Here is a 22,127-nt window from a genome sequence, read left to right as displayed (position 1 = left end):
CGGGCGTGAATGATCAATCAAGGAGATCCCCTTTGGGCAATGCACGCAATCTTGCCTTCTGGCTCGTGCTCTTGATGCTGGTTCTGGCCCTGTTTCAGGTGCTGGGCGGCAATCAGTCGAGCATGTCGTCGGAAGTCGTCCCCTATTCCGAATTCATGACGAAAGTGGATGACGGCACGGTCACCTCTGTCAAAGTCGACGGGGAGAAAGTCTATTTCACCGGTGCGGACAGCCGCCAGAAATATACGATCAACCCGGGCGATCAGAACCTCGTGAGCGAGCTTCTGGCCAAGGATGTGAACGTCGAAGGCAAGCCGCAGGAAGAAAGCGGCATCATGCCGTTCGTCATCTCCTTCTTGCCAATTTTCCTGATCATCGGCGTGTGGATCTATTTCATGAACCGGATGCAGGGCGGCGGCAAAGGCGGGGCGATGGGCTTTGGCAAATCGCGCGCGAAACTGTTGACCGAAAAGCAAGGCCGCGTCACCTTTGACGATGTCGCGGGCATCGACGAGGCCAAGGAAGAGCTGGAAGAGATCGTCGAATTCCTGCGCAATCCGCAGAAATTCTCGGCTCTGGGCGGCAAAATCCCGAAAGGCGCTTTGCTCGTGGGCCCTCCGGGCACCGGTAAAACGCTTCTGGCGCGGGCCATTGCGGGGGAGGCGGGCGTGCCGTTCTTCACCATCTCCGGTTCCGACTTTGTCGAAATGTTCGTGGGTGTCGGTGCGTCGCGTGTTCGGGATATGTTCGAACAAGCCAAAAAGAATGCGCCCTGTATCGTGTTCATCGACGAGATCGACGCGGTCGGTCGTCACCGTGGTGCCGGTTATGGCGGCGGGAACGATGAGCGCGAGCAAACACTCAACCAGCTGCTCGTTGAGATGGATGGCTTTGAATCGAACGAAGGCGTGATCATCATTGCCGCGACCAACCGTCGTGACGTGCTCGATCCGGCACTGCTGCGTCCCGGTCGTTTCGACCGGCAGATCACTGTGCCGAACCCGGACATCAAAGGCCGCGAGAAAATCCTCAACGTCCATGCCCGCAAAGTGCCGCTTGGCCCGGATGTCGATCTGCGCATCATCGCGCGCGGCACGCCCGGCTTCTCCGGCGCGGATCTTGCCAACCTCGTGAACGAGGCTGCGCTCATGGCTGCCCGTGTCGGCCGTCGTCAGGTGACGATGGAAGATTTCGAACAGGCCAAGGACAAGGTGATGATGGGGGCGGAGCGCCGCTCCATGGTTCTGACCGACGAGCAAAAGGAAAAGACCGCCTATCACGAGGCCGGTCACGCCATCGTCGGACTCAAGCTGCCGAAATGCGATCCGGTCTACAAGGCGACGATCATCCCGCGCGGTGGTGCGCTTGGGATGGTGATGAGCCTGCCGGAAATGGACAAGCTCCAGCTCTTCAAGGACGAGGCGCGTCAGCGCATCGCCATGACCATGGCTGGGAAAGCCGCCGAGATCTTCAAATACGGTGAAGAGGAAGTGTCCTCCGGCCCCGTTGGCGACATTCAGCAGGCCTCGCAACTCGCGCGTGCCATGGTGATGCGCTACGGCATGTCCGACAAGGTCGGGAACATCGACTATGCCGAGGCTGCCGAGGGCTATCAGGGCAACACCACGGGGCTCTCCGTGTCGGCCCATACCAAGGAGCTGATCGAGGAAGAGGTCAAACGCTTCATCGACGAAGGCTATGCCGAGGCGTATCGCATCATCTCGGAATACGAAGAGGAATGGGAACGACTGGCGCAGGGGCTTCTGGAATACGAAACCCTCACCGGTGAAGAGATCAAACGCGTGATCGCCGGTCTGCCGCCGCAGGCGGACGAGGACGAGGGCGGCTCCGGGGGATCCGGTGAGGCGTCGGTCACGGCGATCCCGAAGACCAAGAAAAAGCCCAAAGGCGATGGCGGCATGGAGCCTGAACCCATGGCCTGAGGCCCGAAAGCCTGTTAGACAGAGACCGCGTCCCTTTCCGGGGCGCGGTTTTTGCTTGAGGAGACCCGCATGAGCGACTGGAGCCCCACGAAATACGCGCAATATTACGATCTGCGCCTTCTGCCCGCCCGCGATCTTCTCGCCGCCGTGGGGGAGATTCCCGACGGGGCGATCATGGATCTCGGCTGTGGCTCGGGCGGTGTCGGCGGTCTTCTGGCGGACCGCTTTTCCGGCCATGCGCTATATGGTCTCGAGCAGTCGCAGGCGATGCGTGAGGCGGCAGAAGCCACGGGGGCCTATGCCGAAGTGCGGAGCGGCGATCTTGCCAGTCAGGACCTTGGCGCCGATCTGGCGCTGATCTTCACCAATGCGGCGCTGAACTGGGTGCCGGATCACCGCAGCGTTCTGCCGCATCTGATGCAGTTTCTCGCCCCCGGCGGCTGGTTTGCCATGCAGGTCCCGAGCCAGCACGATGCGCCGTCCCATGTGCTCGCGCGCGAAGTGGCGAACCGTCTCGATCCGGAGGCCTTCCCCGATACGGATGCGAATTCCAATGTGCTGCCGCCGCGCAGCTATGTCAGCATTCTGGAGCCCTTCGGTGAGGTCCGGGTCTGGATGACGGAATATATGCAGGAGATCAAAGCGCCCTTCGGCCATCCGGTGCGGCATTTCACCCAGGCTACCTATTTGCGCCCCTATCTCGAGCATTTCGGGGCGCAGGGGCGTTTGGATGCCTATCTCGACGCCTATGACACAGAGCTGAACGCCGCCTATCCGATCGACCGTCAGGGCCGGGCTTGGTTCCCGTTCAAGCGGCTCTTCGTGACGCTGCACAAGGCCTGAGCTTTCGCTGAGGGCGCGGGCATGATAAAGGCCCGCGAAAGGCCCACAAGGGATGACTATGATGCTGAAATCACCGAAAGAGATCGGTACGATGGCCGAGTTGCGCGGCCAGATCGACGAACTCGACCGCAGGCTCGTCGATCTTCTGTCTGTGCGTCAGGCGCATATCGACCGTGCGGCCGAGATCAAGCCGGGCGAGGGGCTTCCGGCGCGGATCGAAGCCCGGGTGCTCGATGTGCTCGACAAGGTGGAGGCTCGCGCTCGGCTGAGCGGGTTCGACCCGGTTCTGGCGCGCCAGATGTGGGCCTTGATGATCGAAGAGATGATTGCCCGTGAAGAGCATGTGCTCGGGCGTGAGACGAAGGAGTAGGACATGACGGCAACCCTGATCGACGGCAAGGCGTTCGCAGTCTCCGTGCGCGAACGTGTTGCGACCCATGTGGCGCGGATCAAGGAAGCGCAGGGTGTGACCCCCGGCCTTGCCGTGGTCCTGGTTGGCGACGATCCCGCCTCCGAGGTCTATGTGCGCTCGAAGGGCAAGCAGACGGTCGAGGTCGGCATGCACTCTTACGAGCATAAACTGCCTGCGGACACGTCGGAGGCCGATCTTCTTGCACTGATCGAACAATTGAACAGCGACAAGGCGGTGCATGGCATCCTTGTGCAACTGCCGCTTCCGAAGCATCTGAACGAAAGCCTCGTGATCAACGCGATCGACCCGGCGAAGGATGTGGACGGGTTCCATATTTCCAACGTCGGGCTTCTGGGAACCGGGCAAAAGAGCATGGTGCCTTGCACGCCTCTGGGCTGCCTGATGATGCTGCGCGATCATCTGGGCGAGTTGTCGGGCAAGACTGCGGTGGTGATCGGCCGGTCGAACATTGTCGGCAAGCCGATGGCACAGCTTCTTTTGGGAGATAGCTGCACGGTGACCATCGCGCACTCGCGCACGAAAGACCTCGCCGAGGTGGTCAAACGCGCCGATATCGTCGTGGCCGCCGTGGGGCGTCCGAATTTCGTGCAGGGCGACTGGATCAAACCGGGCGCGACCGTGATCGACGTGGGCATCAACCGCATCCCGGCGCCGGAAAAAGGCGAGGGCAAGACGCGGCTCGTGGGCGATGTGGACTTCGACGCGGCGAAAGAGGTTGCAGGTGCGATCACGCCGGTGCCGGGCGGCGTCGGACCGATGACCATCGCCTGCCTTCTGGCCAACACGCTCACCGCCTGTTGCCGCACGCACGGGCTGGCGGAGCCGGAGGGGCTGACCGCCTGAGCGCGCCCACATTCTGCAACATGATCAGAGGCCCTGCGGGGCCTCTTTTGCTGTGCTCAGGGCTTTCTGATGGCTTAAAGTCCAAAACTAGTGCGCGAATTCGCTTTCTTCGACGAACATGTTCGCCCAGGCCCGTTCCATCAGCTCCGGCGTCATCTGATAGGGGATGCCCTCGAAGTCGCAGATCGAAATGATCTGGTCGATCAGGAAGACCGGCTGATAGTTGGCGTAGACATTGTCGATGGTCGGGTATTTTTCCTTGAGCAGGTAGACCAGCGCCTCCTCGTTGAGCGGCATCTTTTTCTTGCGCGCGACCATGGCGAAGATTTTCAGGAACCCCGCCTGATCCGGCCCGTCGATCTTGATCTTGTAGAAAATCCGGCGAAGGGCGGCGGTGTCGAAGATCTTGTTCGGGTGGAAGTTGGTAGAGAAAATCACCAGCGTGTCGAACGGCACTTCGAATTTTTCACCGGACTGGAGCGCCAGAATATCCTTGCTCTCTTCGAGCGGAACGATCCAGCGGTTGACGAGCTTTTGTGGCGGTTCTTCCTGGCGGCCAAGGTCGTCGACGATGAAAATCCCGCCGGTGGATTTGAGCTGCAAAGGCGCCTGATAGGTCCGTGCGGTGGGGTTGTAGACCAGATCGAGCATGTTGAGCGACAGCTCACCGCCGGTCACAACAGAGGGCCGCTCACAGCGCACATAGCGCCGGTCGAAGCGATTGGAGGTTTTCCTGAGCGCATTGGGATTGTCCTCCGCATCCTCGCGTTTGACATGCATAAGGGGGTCGTAAACCGTGATGACCGACCCGTTGTACTCGATCGCGCGCGGCACATAGATCAGATCGCCGAGCGCGTCGCGAATGCCGTTGGAAATCGAGGATTTCCCGTTGCCCGGCGGGCCGTACATCAGGATCGAACGCCCCGCACCCACCGCAGGCCCGAGCTGATCGAGAAGGTTCGGGGGCAGGATCAGATGGCCCATCGCGCCCAGAAGCGCATCGCGTGTCACCTTCATGTTCCGCACGGACTGGCGTTTCACCTGCTCGGCATAAATCTCAAGCGGGATCGGCATCGCACCGTAATATTCCGACTGCGACAGCGCATCGAGCGCGCGCGCCTTGCCGGTATCGGAAAGGCGAAATCCCATCTCGGAGCCCGCGCCCGCATGCATCGTGCCGGTGGCCTCGACAAGCCCCTGTTCGCGGGCACGGTCAACCAGATCCTGCGTGATCGACACCGGCAGGCACAGCGCCATCGAGAGGCGCGAGACCTGTTCGAGATTGGTGCGGAACATGGTTTTCAACACGATGTCGCGCATCATCACCGGCGACAGGCCGGTCTCCTCGGCGCGCTTCGGTGCGACGGGTGCGATCACGTTCGGTGTCGGTTCCATCATGGTCATGGTGGCTGCCCTCTGTTGTGCCTGTTCGCAGGCTTGTGCTTTTGCCGACAGTCTACGGAGACCCGTACATAAAGCCAAGATTTTCGCGCGGTTTCACCGGCACGGATTTGCAATGCGGAGTGTTTGGCCATAACCTTTCGCAAAAATGAATAAGGCAGGGCAGATGGGGCGAATTTCTCCGATAAGATACATCGTATTTCTTGCGGTTCTGATCCTTGTTCTGGGCGGGGCAGGGCTTGCCAAAGGCGGGCTCTATCTCACGCAACACGAGGGCGACGCCACGCATATGGTGGACGTGCTGCTGCGCATGGGGCTGGGGCAGGTGCCGCATCTGGATTTCTCCACTCCCATCGGGATTTTCGCCTTTCTGCCGATCCGCTGGATGATGGATGCGGGGCTGGGCGTCGGGCAGGCCTTTGTCGCTGCGCAGGTTCTGATCGCCGTGCTGTTCGCACCGCTGGTTGCGCGTGTCGCGCTTTCACGGCTCACGGGGCTTGCGGCCTGGGGCTTTGGCGTGGTGGCGGTGGCGATGATCCTCGCTCTGGTGCATGGCGAGAATGTCACCGCGATCTCCGTGGCGATGTATTACAACCGCTGGGCCTGGGTCGCGTCCTTCATCGCGGTGCTTCTGGCGGTGCTGCCGGAACGGGACGGGGACAAAGCCCCGCTGATTGACGGCGTGATCGCAGGGCTGATGCTGGCGGTTCTGGCGCTGATCAAGCCGACTTATTTCGTGGGGTTCGTGCTGCCGGTGGCGTTTGGCTTCGTGCTGCGCGGGGCCTGGCGCAGTCTGTTCGCGGGACTGATGAGCGGTCTCGCCGTCGCTCTGGCGATGGTGGCGATTTACGGCACGGAGTTCTTTCCGGCCTATGTCGCCGATCTGCTGACGGTCACCCGTTCGGGGAACCGTGCGGCCCCCGGCGTGTCCTTCGTTGACGTGTTAAACGCGCCCCGGTTCCTGATCGGGACGCTCACGCTGATCCTGTCGATCATCGTGCTGCGACAGGCGGGGCGCGACCGTACGGGGCTGTTGCTTTTGCTGCTGGCGCCGGGCTTCGTCTATGTCACCTACCAGAATTTCGGCAACGATCCGCAATGGCTCATCCTCTTGTGCATCCTGCTTCTGGCGGAACGGCCTGAGCGCGGGCGGCGGGTTCTGTTCAACACCGATGCGCGCGGTGCCATTGCCGCGCTGGCGCTTGTGGCCTTCGCCCTCATCGCGCCCTCGTTGCAGAATATCGTCACCAGCCCTTTTCATAATCTCGTTGTGAAAACGGAAGGTTATGTGCCGCCTTTCGCGGACCGCGCGGGTCTGGATGATCTGTTTGTTTCTGAGCGGCGGGCGTCGATGATGCTGACGCGTGAAAACCTTGCTGCGCGCCATCCGGAACTTGCCCCCTATGCCGGTGACGAGAAGGTGTTCGCGCCGCTCGAATTCCTCGGCGAGAGCATGCCGCATTGTGCGCTTCAGTTAGGAGATCTGGCCGTGCATCGTTATATGGCGGACCGGCTGAAGGAACCGCCGTTCAATTTTCCGGCGACAAGCCAGTTCTTTGTCGCCGATCTTGCCTCCGCGATCTGGATTTTCGGGGATTTTGCCCCGCTGAAAGGCGGTGCGCCGTGGTATTATTCCGGCACGCCGGGGGTGGAGAACGCGGATGCCATCATCGTGCCGACCTGCCCGGTCGATCCGGGAGTGGCGCGCCGTGTGCTGGCCGGGCTGGAGAGTGCGGGGCTGACATTGCGCGCGCCGCTGCGCGATCCGATGATGCTGGTTTATCCGGTGGTGAAAGAATAAGGCCTGCGACCTCAGAAACGGATCGCGAGCCCAAGATAGCTGATCATCGTTCCGGCAAGCGCCAGCCCCATTGGGAATTTGCGATGCTCCCAGGAGATCCAGTCCGGCGTGGCGCGCCGCACCGGCGGCAGGGCACGCAACAGGCGATGGGCGAAGAAGGCGCCCAGCAGGAAAGCGGCAAAGAGCGTCAGAACGGCGCCGAGATCCGCGAGGGGAATGAACATCGCCATGGCGGCGGCGAATTTCCCGTCGCCCGCGCCGACGCCGAGATAGGCATAGGCAAAGAGTGCGACGACATACATCACCGCGGCATGGGCAAAGCCCCAGAGATACTGATCGAACGGCAGCAGAAACGGTCCCATCACCACATAGATCGCGGCAAGGGCCAGAACGACGGCATTCGGCAGTTTCATGCGTTTCAGGTCGTTGAACGCGGCGACGAAGGACACCAGCGCGACCGGCAAAAGGAACCAGAGCGCGGCCTGAGAGGGCAGGGTCAGCATGCGCGGGTCAGCCGTTCGAGACGTTCGCTTCCAGCGCGCGCAACGAGCGCACGGCGGCTTCGAAATGCTGCGGATGGGTGTCGATGGCGTCCTTGATCAGCCCCTTGCCGATGGTGACGTCCCCGGCCTTCACCGCCGCAAGCCCCAGCGTGTAGAGAAGCTGTGCGCGCTCTGTCTGGGTCATCTCCATCACCGGCAGGTCGTATTTGCCCTGCGCGCCACGGGCGAGGATGAGGTTGTTTTTGGCGGTGAACAGCGAGGAGTCATAGGTGATCGCCTGTGCGAAGAGTTTTTCCGCTTCGCTGTATTCGCCACGGGTCAGTTTCGAATAGCCCCAGTTGTTCAGCACACCGGCGGGACGGGTCGTCAGGCCGACGGCAGTCTGATAGAAACTGTCAGCCTTCTTCCATTCCTGATTGCTGTCGGCGATCATCGCCTCGAGCCGGTAGCGTTTGTAGGTCTCATGGGTGGGCGGCACGGCGTCGAGCTGGGCCTCGGCCTCTTTCCACGCTCCGGTGCGGATCAGCGCATCGGCGTAATCCACGCGGTCGTCCATTGTCGAGGCCTTGTGCGCAACGACGTTTTTCCAGGCGCTGACCGCAGCCTGGGTCTCGCCCGCACGCACCAGAGATTTCGCCAGCCCGCGTTGCAGGTCGATGCGGTCGGGGTTTTCCCCCACTGCACGCGAGAAATAGCTCACCGCCTCGGCCGGATCGGCGGCGTTGAGCATGATGTCGGAGAGACCGGCGCCGTCAATGGCGTTCACGGAGGTGTCGGCGCGGCGCACATCGCCACCAAAGGGTTTCTGACAGGCCGTCAGGGCCACGGAGCCCGCCAGCGCGAGCGTGATCACATGAAGGTTGCGCATGGTGCCTGCCATCCTCTGTCTCGGAGCCGGGCAGTCCGCCTTGTGACGACGCGCCTCTTGTTGCCCCAGTTTGCCTCAACTCGTTTTCGCCTCGTTCCGACCGCCGGTCCGTTTTCGGATCTCAGACGATCTCAGCGTGCAAGGATTTCGTATTCGCTCGTCCCGCGCCGCACCAAGGTGAAATTGCTCTCGTTTTCCTCACTATACGTGGGGTTTTCGAGTTTTGCGAGCGCCAAGCGCAGGTTTTCGCGAATTTCGGCAGATTGGCCACTGTCCAGCGCAAAGGCGGTGCGGAACACCCGCTCAGCCTCGCCATAGACGCCGCGCTCCATCAACACGACGCCGAGGTTGTTCCAGGCGGGAACGAATGCGTCGTCCAGCTCGATCGCACGACGCAGATCGGCCTCGGCCTGGCCGAGACGCCCGAGGCGCAGCTTGGCGGAGCCGATGGCCGAGAGCGTGTCGACGGTCATGCCCTGATGGGCTGCGGCACGGTAATAGGCCTTGAGCGCCAGTTCGTATTCGCCCGCCGCCATCAGACGGTGGCCGACGATCAGCCCGTCGACCGAGACCGCGTGGGCATCGACGCCTGTGGGGGCATAATCGCCGTTGTCCCTGAGCGGCTTGAGCATGTCTTCGGAGCCGCAAGCGGCCATGAGAGAGAGGAAAAGCGCAGCCCCGATGGCGTATCGGCGGCCGCGCGTGAGATGTCGAGACATGCTGTCCCTTGCCTTCTTGTGTGGTCCTGTGACCGGAACCGGTTGTTCGCGCCCCCCGGGCAAGGGGCTCAGAAACTGGCTTCCGACAGCAGGACGTAGATGTCATAGACCGACGGTCCGATCAGGATGATCAGCAGCGGCGGCACGGTCAGCATCATTGTGGCAAGGGTCATCTTCGTAGGCAACTTGTTTGCGGCCTCTTCTGCGCGCATCACGCGTTTGTCACGCATTTCACCGGCATAAATCCGAAGCGCGTCGGCAATGGATGTCCCGAATTGCTGCGACTGGATCAGCACGGTCACGAAGGAGGCCACATCCGGCACGCCGCAGCGCTCCGCCATGTCGCGCAGCACGACGGTCTTGTCCTTGCCGGCCTTGATCTCATAGGAGACGATCTCGAATTCGTCGGCCAGCGCCGGGAAGCCGGAGCGGATTTCCTTGGCCACACGGATGATCGCCTGATCGAGCGACTGACCGGCCTCGACACAGACCAGCATGAGATCGAGCGCGTCGGGGAAACCGTTGGTGATCTCTTCCTTGCGGGCCTCGACGCGGCGGGTGACCCAGTATTTCGGCAGCATGTACCCTATTACTGCCGGGAACAGCACCATGAACACCAGCGAGCGCGGCGTCACCTCTTGTTGCGAAGATTTCAGCAGGGCAAAGAGCAGGCCCAGGATCAGTGCGCCGATGCCCATCGCGAATTGCGCGAAGTGGAACATACGCACGGCATTCTTGCCGCGATAGCCCGCCTGGATCATCTTGAGCTGAGCGGCGGAATACTCCTCCTCGTCCTGCGGTTCGAGGAAGGCGGAGTATTTCTCGAGCTTCGCACCTTTCTTGTCCTCATAACGCAGCGCGGCCTTCTTGTTTGCCACCTTGCTGGCCTGGGCCTGGGCCTTGAGCCGGTCCATCGGGTCGCGTTTGCGGTTCAGAAGCGCGGGCAGGGCGACGAGGATCAGCACGGTGCCCAGCGTGCCAACGAGGATCAGCGGCCCGAAGGGGCCGAGCTGATCGCCGAGCAGCGAGGTAAAGAACTCTTGCATGGCGTGTCCTCCTCAGACCTTGATGTTCACGAGCGATTTCATCACGAAGATGTTGACCGTGAGAAAGCCCGCGACCACGAGACAGGCGGGGATGAAGGCGGATGTGTCCTTCACCCGGTCGTAATAGTCGGGTTTCATCAGATTGATCGCCAGCAGCATCAGAAGCGGGAAGCCCGAGAGGAACTTGCCGGACCATTGCGCCTCGGCGGTGATCGCCTTGACCCGGCGGAAGAGTTTGAAGCGCGAGCGGATCACCTTGGCCAGACCGTCGAGCACTTCGGCCAGGTTGCCGCCCGATTGCTGCTGGATCGACACGGCGACGGCGAGAAAGCGCAAATCCTGCATGTCGAGCCGTTCGGCCATATCCTTGAGCGCCTCGCCCACGTCGCGCCCATAGGCGCTCTCGTCGGCGATCACGCCCATTTCGGTGCCCAGAGGATCGGGGACCTCCTTGGAAACGATGGTGAGCGCATTGGAGAACGGGTGGCCGACACGCAAGCTGCGGACCATGAGTTCGACGGCGTCGGGAAGCTGTTCCTCGATCAGGCTCAGACGTTTCTTGGCTTTGCCCTGGATCCAGACATAGACAGCGCCGACGCCCATGCCGACGGAGACGGCGATGCGGATCGGCAGGGAGGCCGAGGTGCCAATCGACAGACCGACGAAGGCGACCATGCCCAAAAGCACCATGACCATGAGAAGCTGGGTGGGGGAGAAGGCGATATTGGCCTTCTGCGCCTTTTCGGCCAGCACGGAATAGAGCGGAACCTGACGCGACTTGAGGTGCTGGCTCATCTCCTTGCGGAGCTGGTTGAGCACCTCCTCGCGGTCGCCTGTGCCTTTCTCGAGCAATTCGTAGCGACGGTTGACGCGGGAGTTCAGCGAGATCGACTTGCCGAACACGGTCAGATAGATGCCTTCGACCAGAAGCAGCACGGCGATGAAGATGACGCCGTAAATGACCGGTTCCAGGGAAATGATCATGGGGGGAGGCTCCTTAACGCGGGTTGGTCGGTTCGAAAATCGCGTGCGGCAGGTCGTAGCCCCACATCCGGAAGCGTTCCGAGAAGTGGCTGCGGACCCCGGTCGCCGTGAAATGGCCGATGATCTTGTTGTCGGGGGTGAGGCCGGTGCGCTGGAAGCGGAACACCTCCTGCATGGAGATCACGTCGCCCTCCATGCCGGTGATTTCGGTGATCGAGACCATGCGGCGCGAACCGTCCTGAAGGCGCGAAGCCTGCACGATCAGGTTGACGGCGGAGGCGATCTGCGAACGCACCGCCTTGAGAGGCATTTCGATCCCGGCCATGGCGATCATGTTTTCGAGACGTGACACCCCATCGCGCGCCGAGTTGGCGTGGATCGTGGTCATCGAGCCGTCGTGGCCGGTGTTCATGGCCTGAAGCATGTCGATCACCTCCTCGCCGCGGGTTTCACCCACGATGATCCGGTCGGGACGCATCCGCAGCGCGTTGCGGAGACAATCGCGCTGGGTGACGGCGCCCTTGCCCTCGACGTTGGCGGGCCGGCTTTCCATCCGGCCGACATGGGTCTGCTGAAGCTGAAGCTCCGCGGTATCCTCGATCGTCAGGATGCGTTCATCGTTGTCGATGAAGCCCGAGAGGGCGTTGAGCGTGGTGGTTTTCCCGGAGCCCGTCCCGCCGGAGACGATGACATTGAGACGGGTGGAGACGGCGGCCTGAAGATAGGCGGCCATTTCCTCGGTAAAGGCGCCGAACCGGACGAGATCGTCGATGCCGAGCTTGTCCTTTTTGAATTTCCGGATGGAGACGAGGGAACCGTCCACCGCAACGGGGGGCACCATGGCGTTGAAACGCGACCCGTCCTTGAGACGGGCGTCGACATAGGGGTTGGATTCGTCGACCCGACGCCCCACGGCGGAGACGATCTTGTCGATGATCCTGAGAAGGTGCTTTTCGTCCTTGAAGGTGATGTCCGACAGTTCGAGCTTGCCGGCGCGTTCGATGAAGATCTGATGCGGGCCGTTGACGAGAATATCGTTGACGCTTTCATCTTTCAAAAGCGGCTCGAGCGGCCCGAGGCCGCGCACTTCGTCGTAGAGCTCCTGATTGAGCAGGATGCGTTCGTCGCGGTTCAGCACCAGCCCCTGATCGGCGAGGAATTCCGCCGTGATGTCGGAAATCTCCGATTTCAGGTCCTTTTCCTGCGCGGTTTCCAGAGCGGCGAGGTTCAGGTCCTCAAGCAGGCGCTTGTGCATCTCGACCTTGATGTCGCCCAGACGCTCCTTGCGGCGGCGTTCCTTGTCCTGCGGCGCAACCTGCGCGCTGCGCGGGGCTTCGCGACGCTGAACCTTGGCGGCCGGGGCGGGCGCTTTCGCCGGGGCGGGATCTTGCGCGGCGGTCGGGGTCGGGGCAGCGGTTGCGGTCCTGACCGGGGCGACCTTTTGACCATCGGATTTTTTATATCGCGAAAACATCGTCTTGCTCTCTCACCTCATGCCCGTGGACAGGCTTCATTGCGCCGCTTCGAGTTGCTGGGTCTGCCGCGCATGCAGCGAGGCCGCGAGTTTCTGGATTTCCTTGCGCAGCGGATTTTTCGCGGCTTCGATACCAAGCGGCATGCCCTGATCGCAGGCATCGCGCACCGGGCGACCGCCATCGGGAAATTGCACGTCGATGTCGATTTCGAGGTTCTCCGCCATGCGTTTCAAACGGGCCTTCGCGGAAAGATCCATCGCCTTCGGGGCCCGGTTCAACAGGAAGCGCATCTTGTCGAAAGGCAGCTCCTCCGCCTTGAGCGCATTGCGCAGACGCAGGATGTTCTGGGCCGAGCGCAGATCCAGCTCGACCGGCGCGAAATAGAATTCGGCGGCGTTGAGCACCGTTTCGGTCCAGCTCACCAGCGTCGTCGGCATGTCGAGAATGACATAGTCGAAATGTTTGCGGCCCATGTCGAGCAGACGCTGCACATCGGTCGCATCGATGAAATCGAGCGGCAGGATGTCCGGCGGCGAGGTCAGCACCGAAAGCTTGTCGTTGAAATTCATCAACGCGCCCTTGAAAGCGTCGTCATCCATCATCTCGGTGGAGGACAAAAGCTCATAGACCGCATTGCGCCGTGGCAGGTCGAGATAGGTCGAAACCGAGCCGTATTGCAGGTTGAAATCAATCAGAAGCACACGCGGCTGCGGGCCTTTCTTTTCGATATTGGCGAGTTCCCAGGCGAGGTTGACCGCAATGGTCGTGGCGCCGGCCCCGCCAGAAATGGATTGCACCGGCAGCACGATACCATGCGCCCCGCCGCCTTGGCCGGCATGTGTCGGGCGGGCATCCACGAAGTCGATGGCGGGCACCTTGCGCGGCGCATCCAGCCGTTCGATCGCCTCATGCAGGGCGTTTTCCGGCAGCGGGTAGGGGATGAAATCCTCGGCACCCAGTTGCAACAACTGATGCAGGACCATGGGGGAAATTTCGTCGGCGACCAGAATCACCTTGATATTCTGTGCTTTGGCCGACTTGATCAGATCCGCGATCATCGCCAACAGGCTCTCGTCCTCATGATCGAGCGCCATGGCGACGAATTTCAGCCCGCCGCTTTCCGGTTGGCGGAAAAACTGCCGCGCGTCTTCAAAGGAGAGATCGCCCCAGGCTTCGCCCAGTTCAGCCTCCATGTCCTCGATCAGAAGATCGAAGTTCTGTACGTCCCGGCTGACGGTACAGGCCACAAGCGGGGCCGGGTCGTTTTGCAATAGAGCTTCACTCGTCATTGCTCAAAGCGTCCTTTATCTCGAACGCCAGGCTTACCGAGGCTCAGAGTGCCTCAAACGAGAAACCCGGCCCTGATCCCCTGGCGCGTTTGCCCGACTCGGTTGTCGGGCATACTGCTCCCATTGGGGATAAGGTGCCGGGGTATTGGGGCAACAATAGGGCCGAAATCGCGTAATAATTCGCTATTCCGCGACGATCGTTTAGCCGTCGACGCTGCCGCTGGCGGAAATGCTGGTGCGAGATTGCGCGCTGCTGAGATAGCCGCGACGGACGATCTCGGCATATTTCCCATCCATGATCAACGGGGAGTTCTCCACGAAACCAGAGACTTCCGTGACCGTCCGGCGGTTCTTGCGCTCCGGGCTCTGGGTGACGATCAGGGGCTGGGTTTCACCAAAGGACACCATGGCCTCGAGACGCGAGCGGGAGATGCCATTGCGCGCCAGTTCGGCAACAACGGCTTTCGCCCGGCGCAGTCCCAGCGCTTTGTTATAGGCGTTGGAGCCGACGAGATCGGTGTGACCGTAGACGCGGAAGCGCACTTCCGGGAATTGCGCCATGAAATGCGCCTGTTTTCGGATCGCGTCGCGGGCGGCACCGTCGAGCGTCGCGGAGTTGAATTCGAAATTCACCGTGGTGGGCACGCTGGCGGCAAAGCGCTCGTTCAGGTCGATCACATACTTCAACTGGCCAGTCTGTGCGAGCGTGTTGTTCATCGTCGCATTGCCGAAGGTGCCGTTGTCGAGATAGCCGCCGGCCTCCTGGTTGAAGTAGTTCAGCGCGTTCTGGTCGGAACAGGCACCCAAGGCGAGAAGTGCGGTGGCGGCAAGGGAAAGTTTCAGGGAAATCCGCATGTCGTCTTACTCCATCACGTAGCCATAGGAGCCGGAGAAATCCTGCTTCGCGACTTCCGCGGCTGCGCCGGTTTTCGGGGCCGTGGTGCCGCCATAGGTCTTGCCGAAGAGGAAAAGCTCACCCTCCGTGGGGATTTTCACCCGGTCGGTCGGCAGGCTCAGCGCCATGCCATTCACCGGCGTCACGAGATGCGGCGTCACGATGATGACGAGCTCGGATTGGCGGCGGGTGTAATCGGTCGAGCGAAACAGCGCGCCGAGCACCGGTATGTCACCGAGCCATGGCACCTGACCGACCAGATCCTCGAAATCGTCCTGCAACAGACCGGCGATGGCAAAGCTCTGGCCGTCGCGCAGTTCCACGGTCGTGGAGGTTTCGCGGCGTTTGAAGGAGTTCAGGGTGAAGCCGTCGACGGTGTAGTTGACAGAGCTGTCGACCCCGGAAACGGCCGCGCGCATCTCAAGGTTGATCTGATCGCCGTTGACCACGCGGGGCGTGAACTCGAGCTCGACGCCGAAGGGTTTGTAGTTGATCGACACGCCATCGTTGTCGCGCACGGGGATCGGATACTCGCCCCCGGCGAGGAATTTCGCCTGTTGTCCCGAGAGGGCGGTCAGGTTCGGTTCCGCAAGGGTGCGTACGACGCCTTTTTCCTCGAGTGCCTCGATGGCGATGGCCAATTGCGTGTTGCCGATGGCGCCACCGATCATGAGCTGGCCGAGGCCGTCGCCGGTCATCGACGGGCCGAGAGATGTTGTGCCGGACGCGCTTCCGGCGGAATAATCGACACCGAGCGCTGCGCTCAGATCTTTCGACACCGAACGGGACATCTCGGCGAACCGGACTTTCAACATCACCTGTTGCGTGCCGCCGATGTTCATCATGTTCGACACACGGTTCGGGGCATAGCGTTCGGCCAGTTCAATGGCCCGGTTCATCATGATGGCCGAGGAGATCGTGCCCGACAGGACGATCCCGTCATTGGCGGTGCGCACTTCGATGCTCTCGTTCGGCATGATCTGGCGCAGACGTTCCTTGAACTCGGTGACATCCGGCGTCACCTGGACCTGGACGTTGGTGATCAACGAACCGTCGGGCGCAAGAAGTGTCATGGTGGTCATGCCAGGCGCGCGGCCCAGCACATAGATCGAGCGTTCGGACAGGGTCGAAATGTCGGCGATGGCCGCATTGGCGATCGAAATCTCGGCGAAGGGTTCGTCGCTTTCGACAACCACGGCGCGGTTCATCGGCACGTTCAGAACGCCGGAGGGGGCTCCGGTCATGACGCGGAGTTTCTCTGCGAAAGCCCCGGTCGGGGTAGCGCCGAGTGCGGCAAGCCCGACGAGGGCCGCCTTGATCAAATTCAACGTTTTCATGTGATCCTGCCTCTGTCGACCACGCCTCAATCCATCGGGTTCTTTGCGACCCATTTGGACAGACAATGCGTTAATTTAACTTTTTTTGCAAGAATCAATCTCTTGGCGGGTGTTTGTGATGTGGAGAAGCCACAAGTGGCAGGGCCGGTTTTCACCTCATCTCAGGGCAAGTCTTTGATCAAATCGAAAAATCCCGGCTGCGGCGATGCCGCCATCCGGGATTTCGTGAGCGTGGTGATGGGCCGTGACGGCGGCGTTCACTCCGTGCAGGGAATGTTCATTACGATGATTTCGCCGCCTTTGCGGGTGCGCACCGTACAGACCTTGGCTTTCGGGGCGGCGGTGTAGACCTGTTCCTCGATCCCCAGAAGCGTGTTCTTGTCGACCTCGACACTATCGATCACGGTGTCGTCGTTACGGCCGACGAGGGCGAGCGACAGACGTCCTGTGCTTTGCGCCGTCGCCAGTGTCGCGACCTGCGTCGGCGTGGCTTCGACGGTCACCGTGCGGGCGATGTTGGTGGTCTGCGGATCGCTGTTGGAAATCTGGTCGACGGCGACCAGCGGGATCGAAGTCTGGATCAGCTTCGTCACGTCGCGCCCGGAATCGGGCAGACGCCCGGTCCAGTAGACATCGACACGGTCGCCCGGATGCAGGAAGCCCGACACGCCGGAGGCCACGTCGACGCGGATCGCGAAGGCGCGCATGCCCTTGGCGAGACGGGAGGCCACACCGGCATCTTCGCCGGGGGCGGTGAGCTTGACCGCGAGCAGGGGCTCCATCGGTTCGATGTTGCGCAACACCCGGCGCGGCACGTCCGGGCCTTCCGGGAAGAGGGCTTCTTCCGTGAGGAAAGCGCCTTTCGGCATGGCGTCGTTTGGCCAGCGAATCTTTTTCACCATGTTCGGCAGAAGCGGGTCGCCATAGCTGAGGGGTTTGACCGCGACATAGATGTCCGTCGTCTGGACGACATTGGCGCGCATGGCTTTCTCACGGTCCAGCTCGGCCTGATAGGTCGACAGGTACCCGCGTGTCATATGAACGGCAAACCCGGCCAGGGCGACGCCGATCACAAGGACCAATCCGAAAATAATACGCATGACTTTCCCTCTACTTGCGGCCCCACTTCCGGGCATGCCGACCGCTTCGCGGTCCAGTCCCCCGGGAACACCCGATCAGAGTTTCATCGAAATACGGCAAATTGGTGGTTTCACCGCGGCGCAGTCGTGAATTTTTGCCGATTCCCGAACAAACGGTGCGAATTCCGATGGCTGTTCGTCAAAGGTGCCCGGGATCCAGAGACGGTTTGCCCGAAAGGAAAACCGCGCCCGGGAGGGGCGCGGTTGTGTCATGCAGTCCGATACGTGTCGGAAAACGTAGATTATGCGTCGGGGGCCGGATCGGCGACCGGGTCGGTCGCGGTGTCGGTGGCGGTGTAGTCGATCACGGTGCGGCCAGCGAGGTCGGTGGAAATTTTGTCGCCGAGGGCTGTGGTGCCTTTGGAAACGGTGGTCAGAACGGCGATGCCGAGGCCCACGACGGCGGAGGTCAGCACGACCCAGTCAACGGTCACGGCACCGTCTTCGTCACGGGAGAAGCGTTTGTAGAGCTTGAAGAATTCCATTTTATATCCCTCCGAGGATGTGTTCAGTTTGGTTTCCACGTCTTGGCGATTTCGAGCTTGGCGTTTCCCTTGCCTCAGCGCTCCGTCTCGCTTTCGATGACCCTATATGGCCCCCCAACTGGGGCGAGAGTTGGGCAGGATTGGTACGTTTTTGGAAACGGCGTGAATTTTGCAGAGGTGAGGGTTAACTTATTGATTTTAAAGTTAAAAAAATTTTAACTATTTTGTCTGAAAATGCTTTTTAGCGGTTTTTCAGGTTAACCTTGGCATAAGATTGGTGGTGGAATCGTCTAAAATTCTGGCTCTCGGGCGAGATTTTTGCGAAACTGGTGGTAAAAGCGGCCAGTGTTCCGGACCGGACCGCCCCTTGAGAGCAGTATGATCATGTCGTTTCTCCTGAACCGCGCCGGGTTTTGCGCGCTTGTCGTGAGTCTGAGCTGTCTTGTTGGCGGTTCTGCTTTGCGTGCCGAGGAGGCGAGCGCGCCGCCGCCCTGGCCCGAGGTGCGTCCGAAACGCATCGGAGTGCCTTCCGGCGGGGCCGGGCATCTCATCGACGTGCAGATCAGGCCGGGGATGAAAACCGTGACCGCCCCGCCGACCGTGCCCGATCCGGTTGCCCCGGTGCCTGCGGAATTGCTGGACTGGTACTGGAGTGCTGTGCCGCACGATCTTGCGGGGGCAGGCCCCGAACGGTTCGGTGCGGCCTTGGCCGCGCTCGATCTCGATCCCGGCAAGTCGGTTCCCAGCCCGAGCTTTCAGCAGGTCACGGACATCGCCAATCGCTACGGCGCCTCGCTTTTGCTGCACTCGATCGGGACGAAGGTGAGCCCCGCGCTGGCGCTGGCGGTGATGGCGGTCGAATCCTCCGGCAATGCGGAGGCGGTGAGCGGGGCGGGGGCGCAGGGGCTGATGCAGCTCATTCCGGCGACGGCGGAGCGGTTCGGCGTCGATGCCAAAGATCCGGATCAGAATATCAAGGGCGGCATTGCTTATCTCGACTGGCTCCTGACCGAATTCAACGGCGACGTGGCGCTGGCGCTGGCGGGGTATAATGCCGGAGAGAATGCGGTGAAGGCTGCGGGTGGCCCGCCGCCCTATGCCGAGACCCGCGCCTATGTGCCCAAGGTTCTGGCGGCCTGGCAGGTGGCCAAGGGGCTGTGTCTCACTCCGCCGGAGCTGTATTCGGATGGGTGCGTGTTTGCGACCAATGCGGTGCGGGCGCAGAACTGAAAAGACGGCTCGAAAGCCCTCTCGTCAGATCGAAAGTTTCTTGAAGATGAATTCCGGGATCAACCGGATGATCAGCATGATGTAACGCCAGAAGAACGGCGTGTAGATTACGTTCTTTTTCTTGTGCACGGCCTTGAGGATGTCTTTCGCCACCGCGTCGGGGGAGGCGACGAGGAACATGCCCTCGATGCCCCAGGTCATCGCCGTATCGACAAAGCCTGGTTTGACGGTGACCACATGCCCGCCCGCCCGCGTCAGACGGTTGCGCAGGCCGGAGAGATAGGTGGCGAAGCCCGCTTTCGCGGAGCCGTAAACGTAATTGCCGATCCGGCCGCGATCTCCCGCCACCGAGGTGACGCCCACCACCGTGCCTTGGCCGCGCTCTTCGAGATGCGGGGCGAGCAGGGAGAGGAAGGTGGCGGGGCCGATATGGCTGTCCTGCACCACGCCGTCGATCAGGGTCGGATCGGCGTCGATGGCGGATTGCTCGGGCATGGACCCCACGAAAACGGCGCAGTTGAGCGTGCCGTCCTCGGCGCGCGCGCGGTCGATGATCGGTGCGAAAGTGGCGCTGTTGCGGGCGTCGAAGCGCAGGGCTTCGGCTTTGGCTGCGCCACGGGCAAGGCAATCGCTGGCGGTGGCGGAGAGGTCGTCCATGTCGCGACCGCAGAGCAGGAGCACCGCGCCGTCTTTCGCGAGACGGCGGGCCGTGGCGCGGGCCATGGAGGAGGTGGCGCCGAGAATGATCCAGATGTGTTGCATCTCAGGCCCCTTTCCCGCGCAGGTTCAGACGCCGCACCAGATCGGTTTCGAACGCGCGGGTTGGGTCGGCGGCATTGACGGTCTCGGCCCAGAGGTCCAGATCCGGGTACATGCCCATGATCTGTGCCGCATCGGCGACACCGTCCTTGGCGAAATAGATCCGCCCGTCCGCGTCCTGCGTCATCTGGGTCAGCTCGGCGATCAGCTCTTGCGATCCGTCCCGGTTCGGGACGTCGATGGCCAGCGTATAGCCCTCCATCGGGAAGGACAGATAGCCGCCACGCCCCGGCCCCATCTTCTTGAGCACGGCCAGCGGCGAACAGAGATGCGAGGCGGCGATCTTTTCGAGCATCGCGCGCAGCACGTCGACCCGATCCGTGGGCAGGACGCATTGGAACTGGTTGAAGCCGCGCTTGCCATAAAGCCGGTTCCAGTCGTGAAGCGCATCGAGCGGGAACAACACCTTGTGGATCGGTTTGACAGAGGTGCGGCCCCCGGTCGGCACTTTGCGGAGATAGGCGGCGTTGAACAGGCGCACGATGGGAGACGACAGCGCCCAGCCCGGCGCATTCATCGGCACCGAGACTGTGCCTTCGCCGGAGCTGTCCACCCCTGTCACCAGTTCGCTTTCCTCAAGAATGCCACGGCCAAGCGCATCGCCCGTGGCGGTGCCGTCGATCCAGCCGACCGTGTAGGGCGTTTGGCTGTCGTCGAAGGCGCGCAGGAAGGCGTCGAGGTTCTCGATTCGCCGTTCCGTCAGGCGCATCATCTCGCCGGGGCAGGGCATGAGTTGCAGGGTTGCCTTGGCGATCACCCCGGTCTGGCCGAGCCCGCCGAGAGTGGCCAGCCAGATCGCACCGCTGTCCGGGGTGATGGTGCGCGAGGTCTCGCCTTGCAAAAGCGTGATCTCGGTCACGTGTTGTCCGAAGCTGCCCTGCGTGTGGTGGTTCTTGCCATGCACGTCATTGGCGATACAGCCGCCGACGGTGGCAAAGCCGGTGCCGGGCATCACGGCGGGGAGCCAGCCCTTGGGGGCCGTGAGCCGCGCCAGATCGCCGATGGGCATCCCGGCCTCGACGGTGACGAGACCGCTGTCCGTGCCGAATTCCAACACCCGGTCGAGCCGGGTCATGTCATAGGAATTGCCGCCATCGTTCAGCGCCACGTCGCCATAGGAGCGGCGCAGGCCGAAGGCGGGCGCGGGGCGTTGGGCGACAGCGCTGGCGAGGACGGATTGACGTTCGGGGCGGGCGATTTGACCCGCGGCGGAACGCGCCCGGCCCCAGCCAGTATAGGTGAGGGGGTTCCAGACCGTCGGGGGCTCTGATTTGGGGGAGGGCTGCTCTGTGATCATGGTCTTGTGACTGTGTCTGATTTCTCCGCTGAATACATAACAATTGGGGCGATAGTGTGGTGCTGTTTCGGATTTCCGAACAATCTTTGCAAAAGAAAACGCGGCCCCGTCCGGGAGCCGCGTCTTGTCTTGAGTGCAGTGAAAAGACTCAGATCAGTTGACGATTTTCGCCTCGGTCGCGGCGCGCAGCTCTGCCTCAGACACGCCTTCGGCCAGTTCGACGATCTTCAACCCGCCCTCGACCACATCCAGCACGCCGAGATTGGTGATCACCCGATCCACCACGCCCTGACCGGTGAGCGGCAGGGTGCATTGGTGCAGAAGTTTGCTCTCGCCGTGTTTGTTGGTGTGATCCATCACCACCACCACACGGCCCACGCCCGCCACGAGATCCATTGCGCCGCCCATGCCTTTGACCAGCTTGCCGGGGATCATCCAGTTCGCCAGATCGCCCTTCTCGTCGACCTCCATCGCCCCCAAAATTGCCATGGCGATCTTGCCGCCCCGGATCATGCCGAAGCTGAAAGAACTGTCGAAATAGGCGGTGTTGGGCAGTTCCGTGATGGTCTGCTTGCCGGCGTTGATCAGGTCCGGGTCCTCGTCGCCCTCATAGGGAAACGGGCCCATGCCGAGCATGCCGTTCTCCGACTGAAGCGTCACGGAGACGCCTTCGGGGATGAAATTTGGCACCAGTGTAGGGATGCCGATCCCGAGGTTCACATAGGTGCCGTCCTGAAGTTCCTGCGCCGCGCGCGCGGCCATTTGATTGCGGTCCCA

General features: G+C 61.7%; 21 protein-coding genes. 6 read left to right on the top strand and 15 right to left on the bottom strand.

The window, feature by feature from the left end:
• Nucleotides 1–32: 32 nt before the first annotated feature.
• The 4 genes from ftsH to folD all read left to right on the top strand — a co-directional run bounded on the left by ftsH (nt 33) and on the right by folD (nt 4,062).
• Nucleotides 33–1,943: an ATP-dependent zinc metalloprotease FtsH gene (gene ftsH, locus NH195_RS09510; RefSeq protein ID WP_066705939.1), complete on the top strand. Its 1,911-nt coding sequence runs from the start codon at nt 33–35 to the stop codon at nt 1,941–1,943.
• Nucleotides 1,944–2,012: 69 nt separating this feature from the next.
• Complete coding sequence (locus NH195_RS09505) at nt 2,013–2,786, top strand: methyltransferase (protein ID WP_066705938.1); 774 nt, start codon at nt 2,013–2,015, stop codon at nt 2,784–2,786.
• A gap of 58 nt (nt 2,787–2,844) precedes the next feature.
• A complete protein-coding gene (locus NH195_RS09500; protein ID WP_066705936.1) occupies nt 2,845–3,156 on the top strand; it encodes a chorismate mutase in 312 nt (103 codons plus the stop codon).
• A gap of 3 nt (nt 3,157–3,159) precedes the next feature.
• Nucleotides 3,160–4,062 carry a bifunctional methylenetetrahydrofolate dehydrogenase/methenyltetrahydrofolate cyclohydrolase FolD gene (gene folD / locus NH195_RS09495; RefSeq protein ID WP_066705934.1) on the top strand — a complete coding sequence of 301 codons (903 nt, stop codon included), beginning with the start codon at nt 3,160–3,162 and terminating at the stop codon, nt 4,060–4,062.
• 87 nt (nt 4,063–4,149) lie between these two features.
• On the opposite strand, the gene NH195_RS09490 is transcribed toward folD, so the two are convergent.
• On the bottom strand, nt 4,150–5,457 hold the full coding sequence (locus NH195_RS09490) for a P-loop NTPase family protein (RefSeq protein WP_420795665.1): 1,308 nt from the start codon (nt 5,455–5,457) through the stop codon (nt 4,150–4,152).
• A 172-nt stretch (nt 5,458–5,629) separates the two neighbouring features.
• On the opposite strand from NH195_RS09490, the gene NH195_RS09485 reads away from it, so the two are divergent.
• The gene (locus NH195_RS09485; protein WP_066705930.1) at nt 5,630–7,264 is read left to right on the top strand and encodes a DUF998 domain-containing protein; all 1,635 of its coding nucleotides are present in this window, start codon (nt 5,630–5,632) and stop codon (nt 7,262–7,264) included.
• A gap of 11 nt (nt 7,265–7,275) precedes the next feature.
• Here the strand turns inward: NH195_RS09485 and NH195_RS09480 are convergent, their stop codons facing one another.
• From NH195_RS09480 to NH195_RS09430, 11 genes are all read right to left on the bottom strand, one after another.
• On the bottom strand, nt 7,276–7,767 hold the full coding sequence (locus tag NH195_RS09480) for an A24 family peptidase (protein WP_066705928.1): 492 nt from the start codon (nt 7,765–7,767) through the stop codon (nt 7,276–7,278).
• A 7-nt stretch (nt 7,768–7,774) separates the two neighbouring features.
• A complete protein-coding gene (locus NH195_RS09475) occupies nt 7,775–8,635 on the bottom strand; it encodes a tetratricopeptide repeat protein (protein WP_066705926.1) in 861 nt (286 codons plus the stop codon).
• 131 nt (nt 8,636–8,766) lie between these two features.
• Nucleotides 8,767–9,354, bottom strand: coding sequence for a tetratricopeptide repeat protein (locus NH195_RS09470; RefSeq protein WP_066705924.1), 588 nt, complete (start codon nt 9,352–9,354; stop codon nt 8,767–8,769).
• A 68-nt stretch (nt 9,355–9,422) separates the two neighbouring features.
• Nucleotides 9,423–10,400 carry a type II secretion system F family protein gene (locus tag NH195_RS09465; protein WP_066705922.1) on the bottom strand — a complete coding sequence of 326 codons (978 nt, stop codon included), beginning with the start codon at nt 10,398–10,400 and terminating at the stop codon, nt 9,423–9,425.
• Nucleotides 10,401–10,412: 12 nt separating this feature from the next.
• The gene (locus NH195_RS09460; RefSeq protein WP_198403450.1) at nt 10,413–11,384 is read right to left on the bottom strand and encodes a type II secretion system F family protein; all 972 of its coding nucleotides are present in this window, start codon (nt 11,382–11,384) and stop codon (nt 10,413–10,415) included.
• A 13-nt stretch (nt 11,385–11,397) separates the two neighbouring features.
• Nucleotides 11,398–12,858, bottom strand: a complete 1,461-nt coding sequence (locus NH195_RS09455) for a TadA family conjugal transfer-associated ATPase (protein WP_066705920.1) — start codon at nt 12,856–12,858, stop codon at nt 11,398–11,400.
• Nucleotides 12,859–12,894: 36 nt separating this feature from the next.
• Nucleotides 12,895–14,148: a CpaE/TadZ family protein gene (locus tag NH195_RS09450; RefSeq protein WP_066705918.1), complete on the bottom strand. Its 1,254-nt coding sequence runs from the start codon at nt 14,146–14,148 to the stop codon at nt 12,895–12,897.
• 201 nt (nt 14,149–14,349) lie between these two features.
• Nucleotides 14,350–15,003, bottom strand: a complete 654-nt coding sequence (locus tag NH195_RS09445; RefSeq protein ID WP_066705916.1) for an OmpA family protein — start codon at nt 15,001–15,003, stop codon at nt 14,350–14,352.
• Between the two features lie 6 nt (nt 15,004–15,009).
• Nucleotides 15,010–16,380 carry a type II and III secretion system protein family protein gene (locus NH195_RS09440; protein WP_066705914.1) on the bottom strand — a complete coding sequence of 457 codons (1,371 nt, stop codon included), beginning with the start codon at nt 16,378–16,380 and terminating at the stop codon, nt 15,010–15,012.
• A 257-nt stretch (nt 16,381–16,637) separates the two neighbouring features.
• Entirely contained in the window at nt 16,638–17,480 is an 843-nt protein-coding gene (gene cpaB / locus NH195_RS09435; protein WP_066705912.1) for a Flp pilus assembly protein CpaB, read from the bottom strand.
• 281 nt (nt 17,481–17,761) lie between these two features.
• Nucleotides 17,762–18,004, bottom strand: a complete 243-nt coding sequence (locus NH195_RS09430; RefSeq protein ID WP_066705909.1) for a Flp family type IVb pilin — start codon at nt 18,002–18,004, stop codon at nt 17,762–17,764.
• A gap of 384 nt (nt 18,005–18,388) precedes the next feature.
• Here NH195_RS09430 and NH195_RS09425 point away from each other — a divergent pair, with 384 nt between their 5' ends.
• Entirely contained in the window at nt 18,389–19,234 is an 846-nt protein-coding gene (locus NH195_RS09425) for a lytic transglycosylase domain-containing protein (RefSeq protein ID WP_066706365.1), read from the top strand.
• 24 nt (nt 19,235–19,258) lie between these two features.
• Here the strand turns inward: NH195_RS09425 and NH195_RS09420 are convergent, their stop codons facing one another.
• The 3 genes from NH195_RS09420 to NH195_RS09410 form a co-directional block, all read right to left on the bottom strand.
• A complete protein-coding gene (locus NH195_RS09420) occupies nt 19,259–19,996 on the bottom strand; it encodes an SDR family oxidoreductase (RefSeq protein WP_066705907.1) in 738 nt (245 codons plus the stop codon).
• A 1-nt stretch (nt 19,997) separates the two neighbouring features.
• Nucleotides 19,998–21,350 carry an FAD-binding oxidoreductase gene (locus NH195_RS09415; protein WP_066705905.1) on the bottom strand — a complete coding sequence of 451 codons (1,353 nt, stop codon included), beginning with the start codon at nt 21,348–21,350 and terminating at the stop codon, nt 19,998–20,000.
• 153 nt (nt 21,351–21,503) lie between these two features.
• Nucleotides 21,504–22,127, bottom strand: a 624-nt coding sequence (locus NH195_RS09410) for a 3-oxoacid CoA-transferase subunit B (protein ID WP_155846131.1), incomplete at its 5' end; no start/stop codon positions are given.

The sequence above is a fragment of the Celeribacter ethanolicus genome, from assembly GCF_001550095.1.
Lineage (GTDB): Bacteria > Pseudomonadota > Alphaproteobacteria > Rhodobacterales > Rhodobacteraceae > Celeribacter > Celeribacter ethanolicus.
The sequence above is the reverse complement of the archived record's forward strand: the minus strand, read 5'-3'. Positions and strand labels throughout refer to the sequence as shown.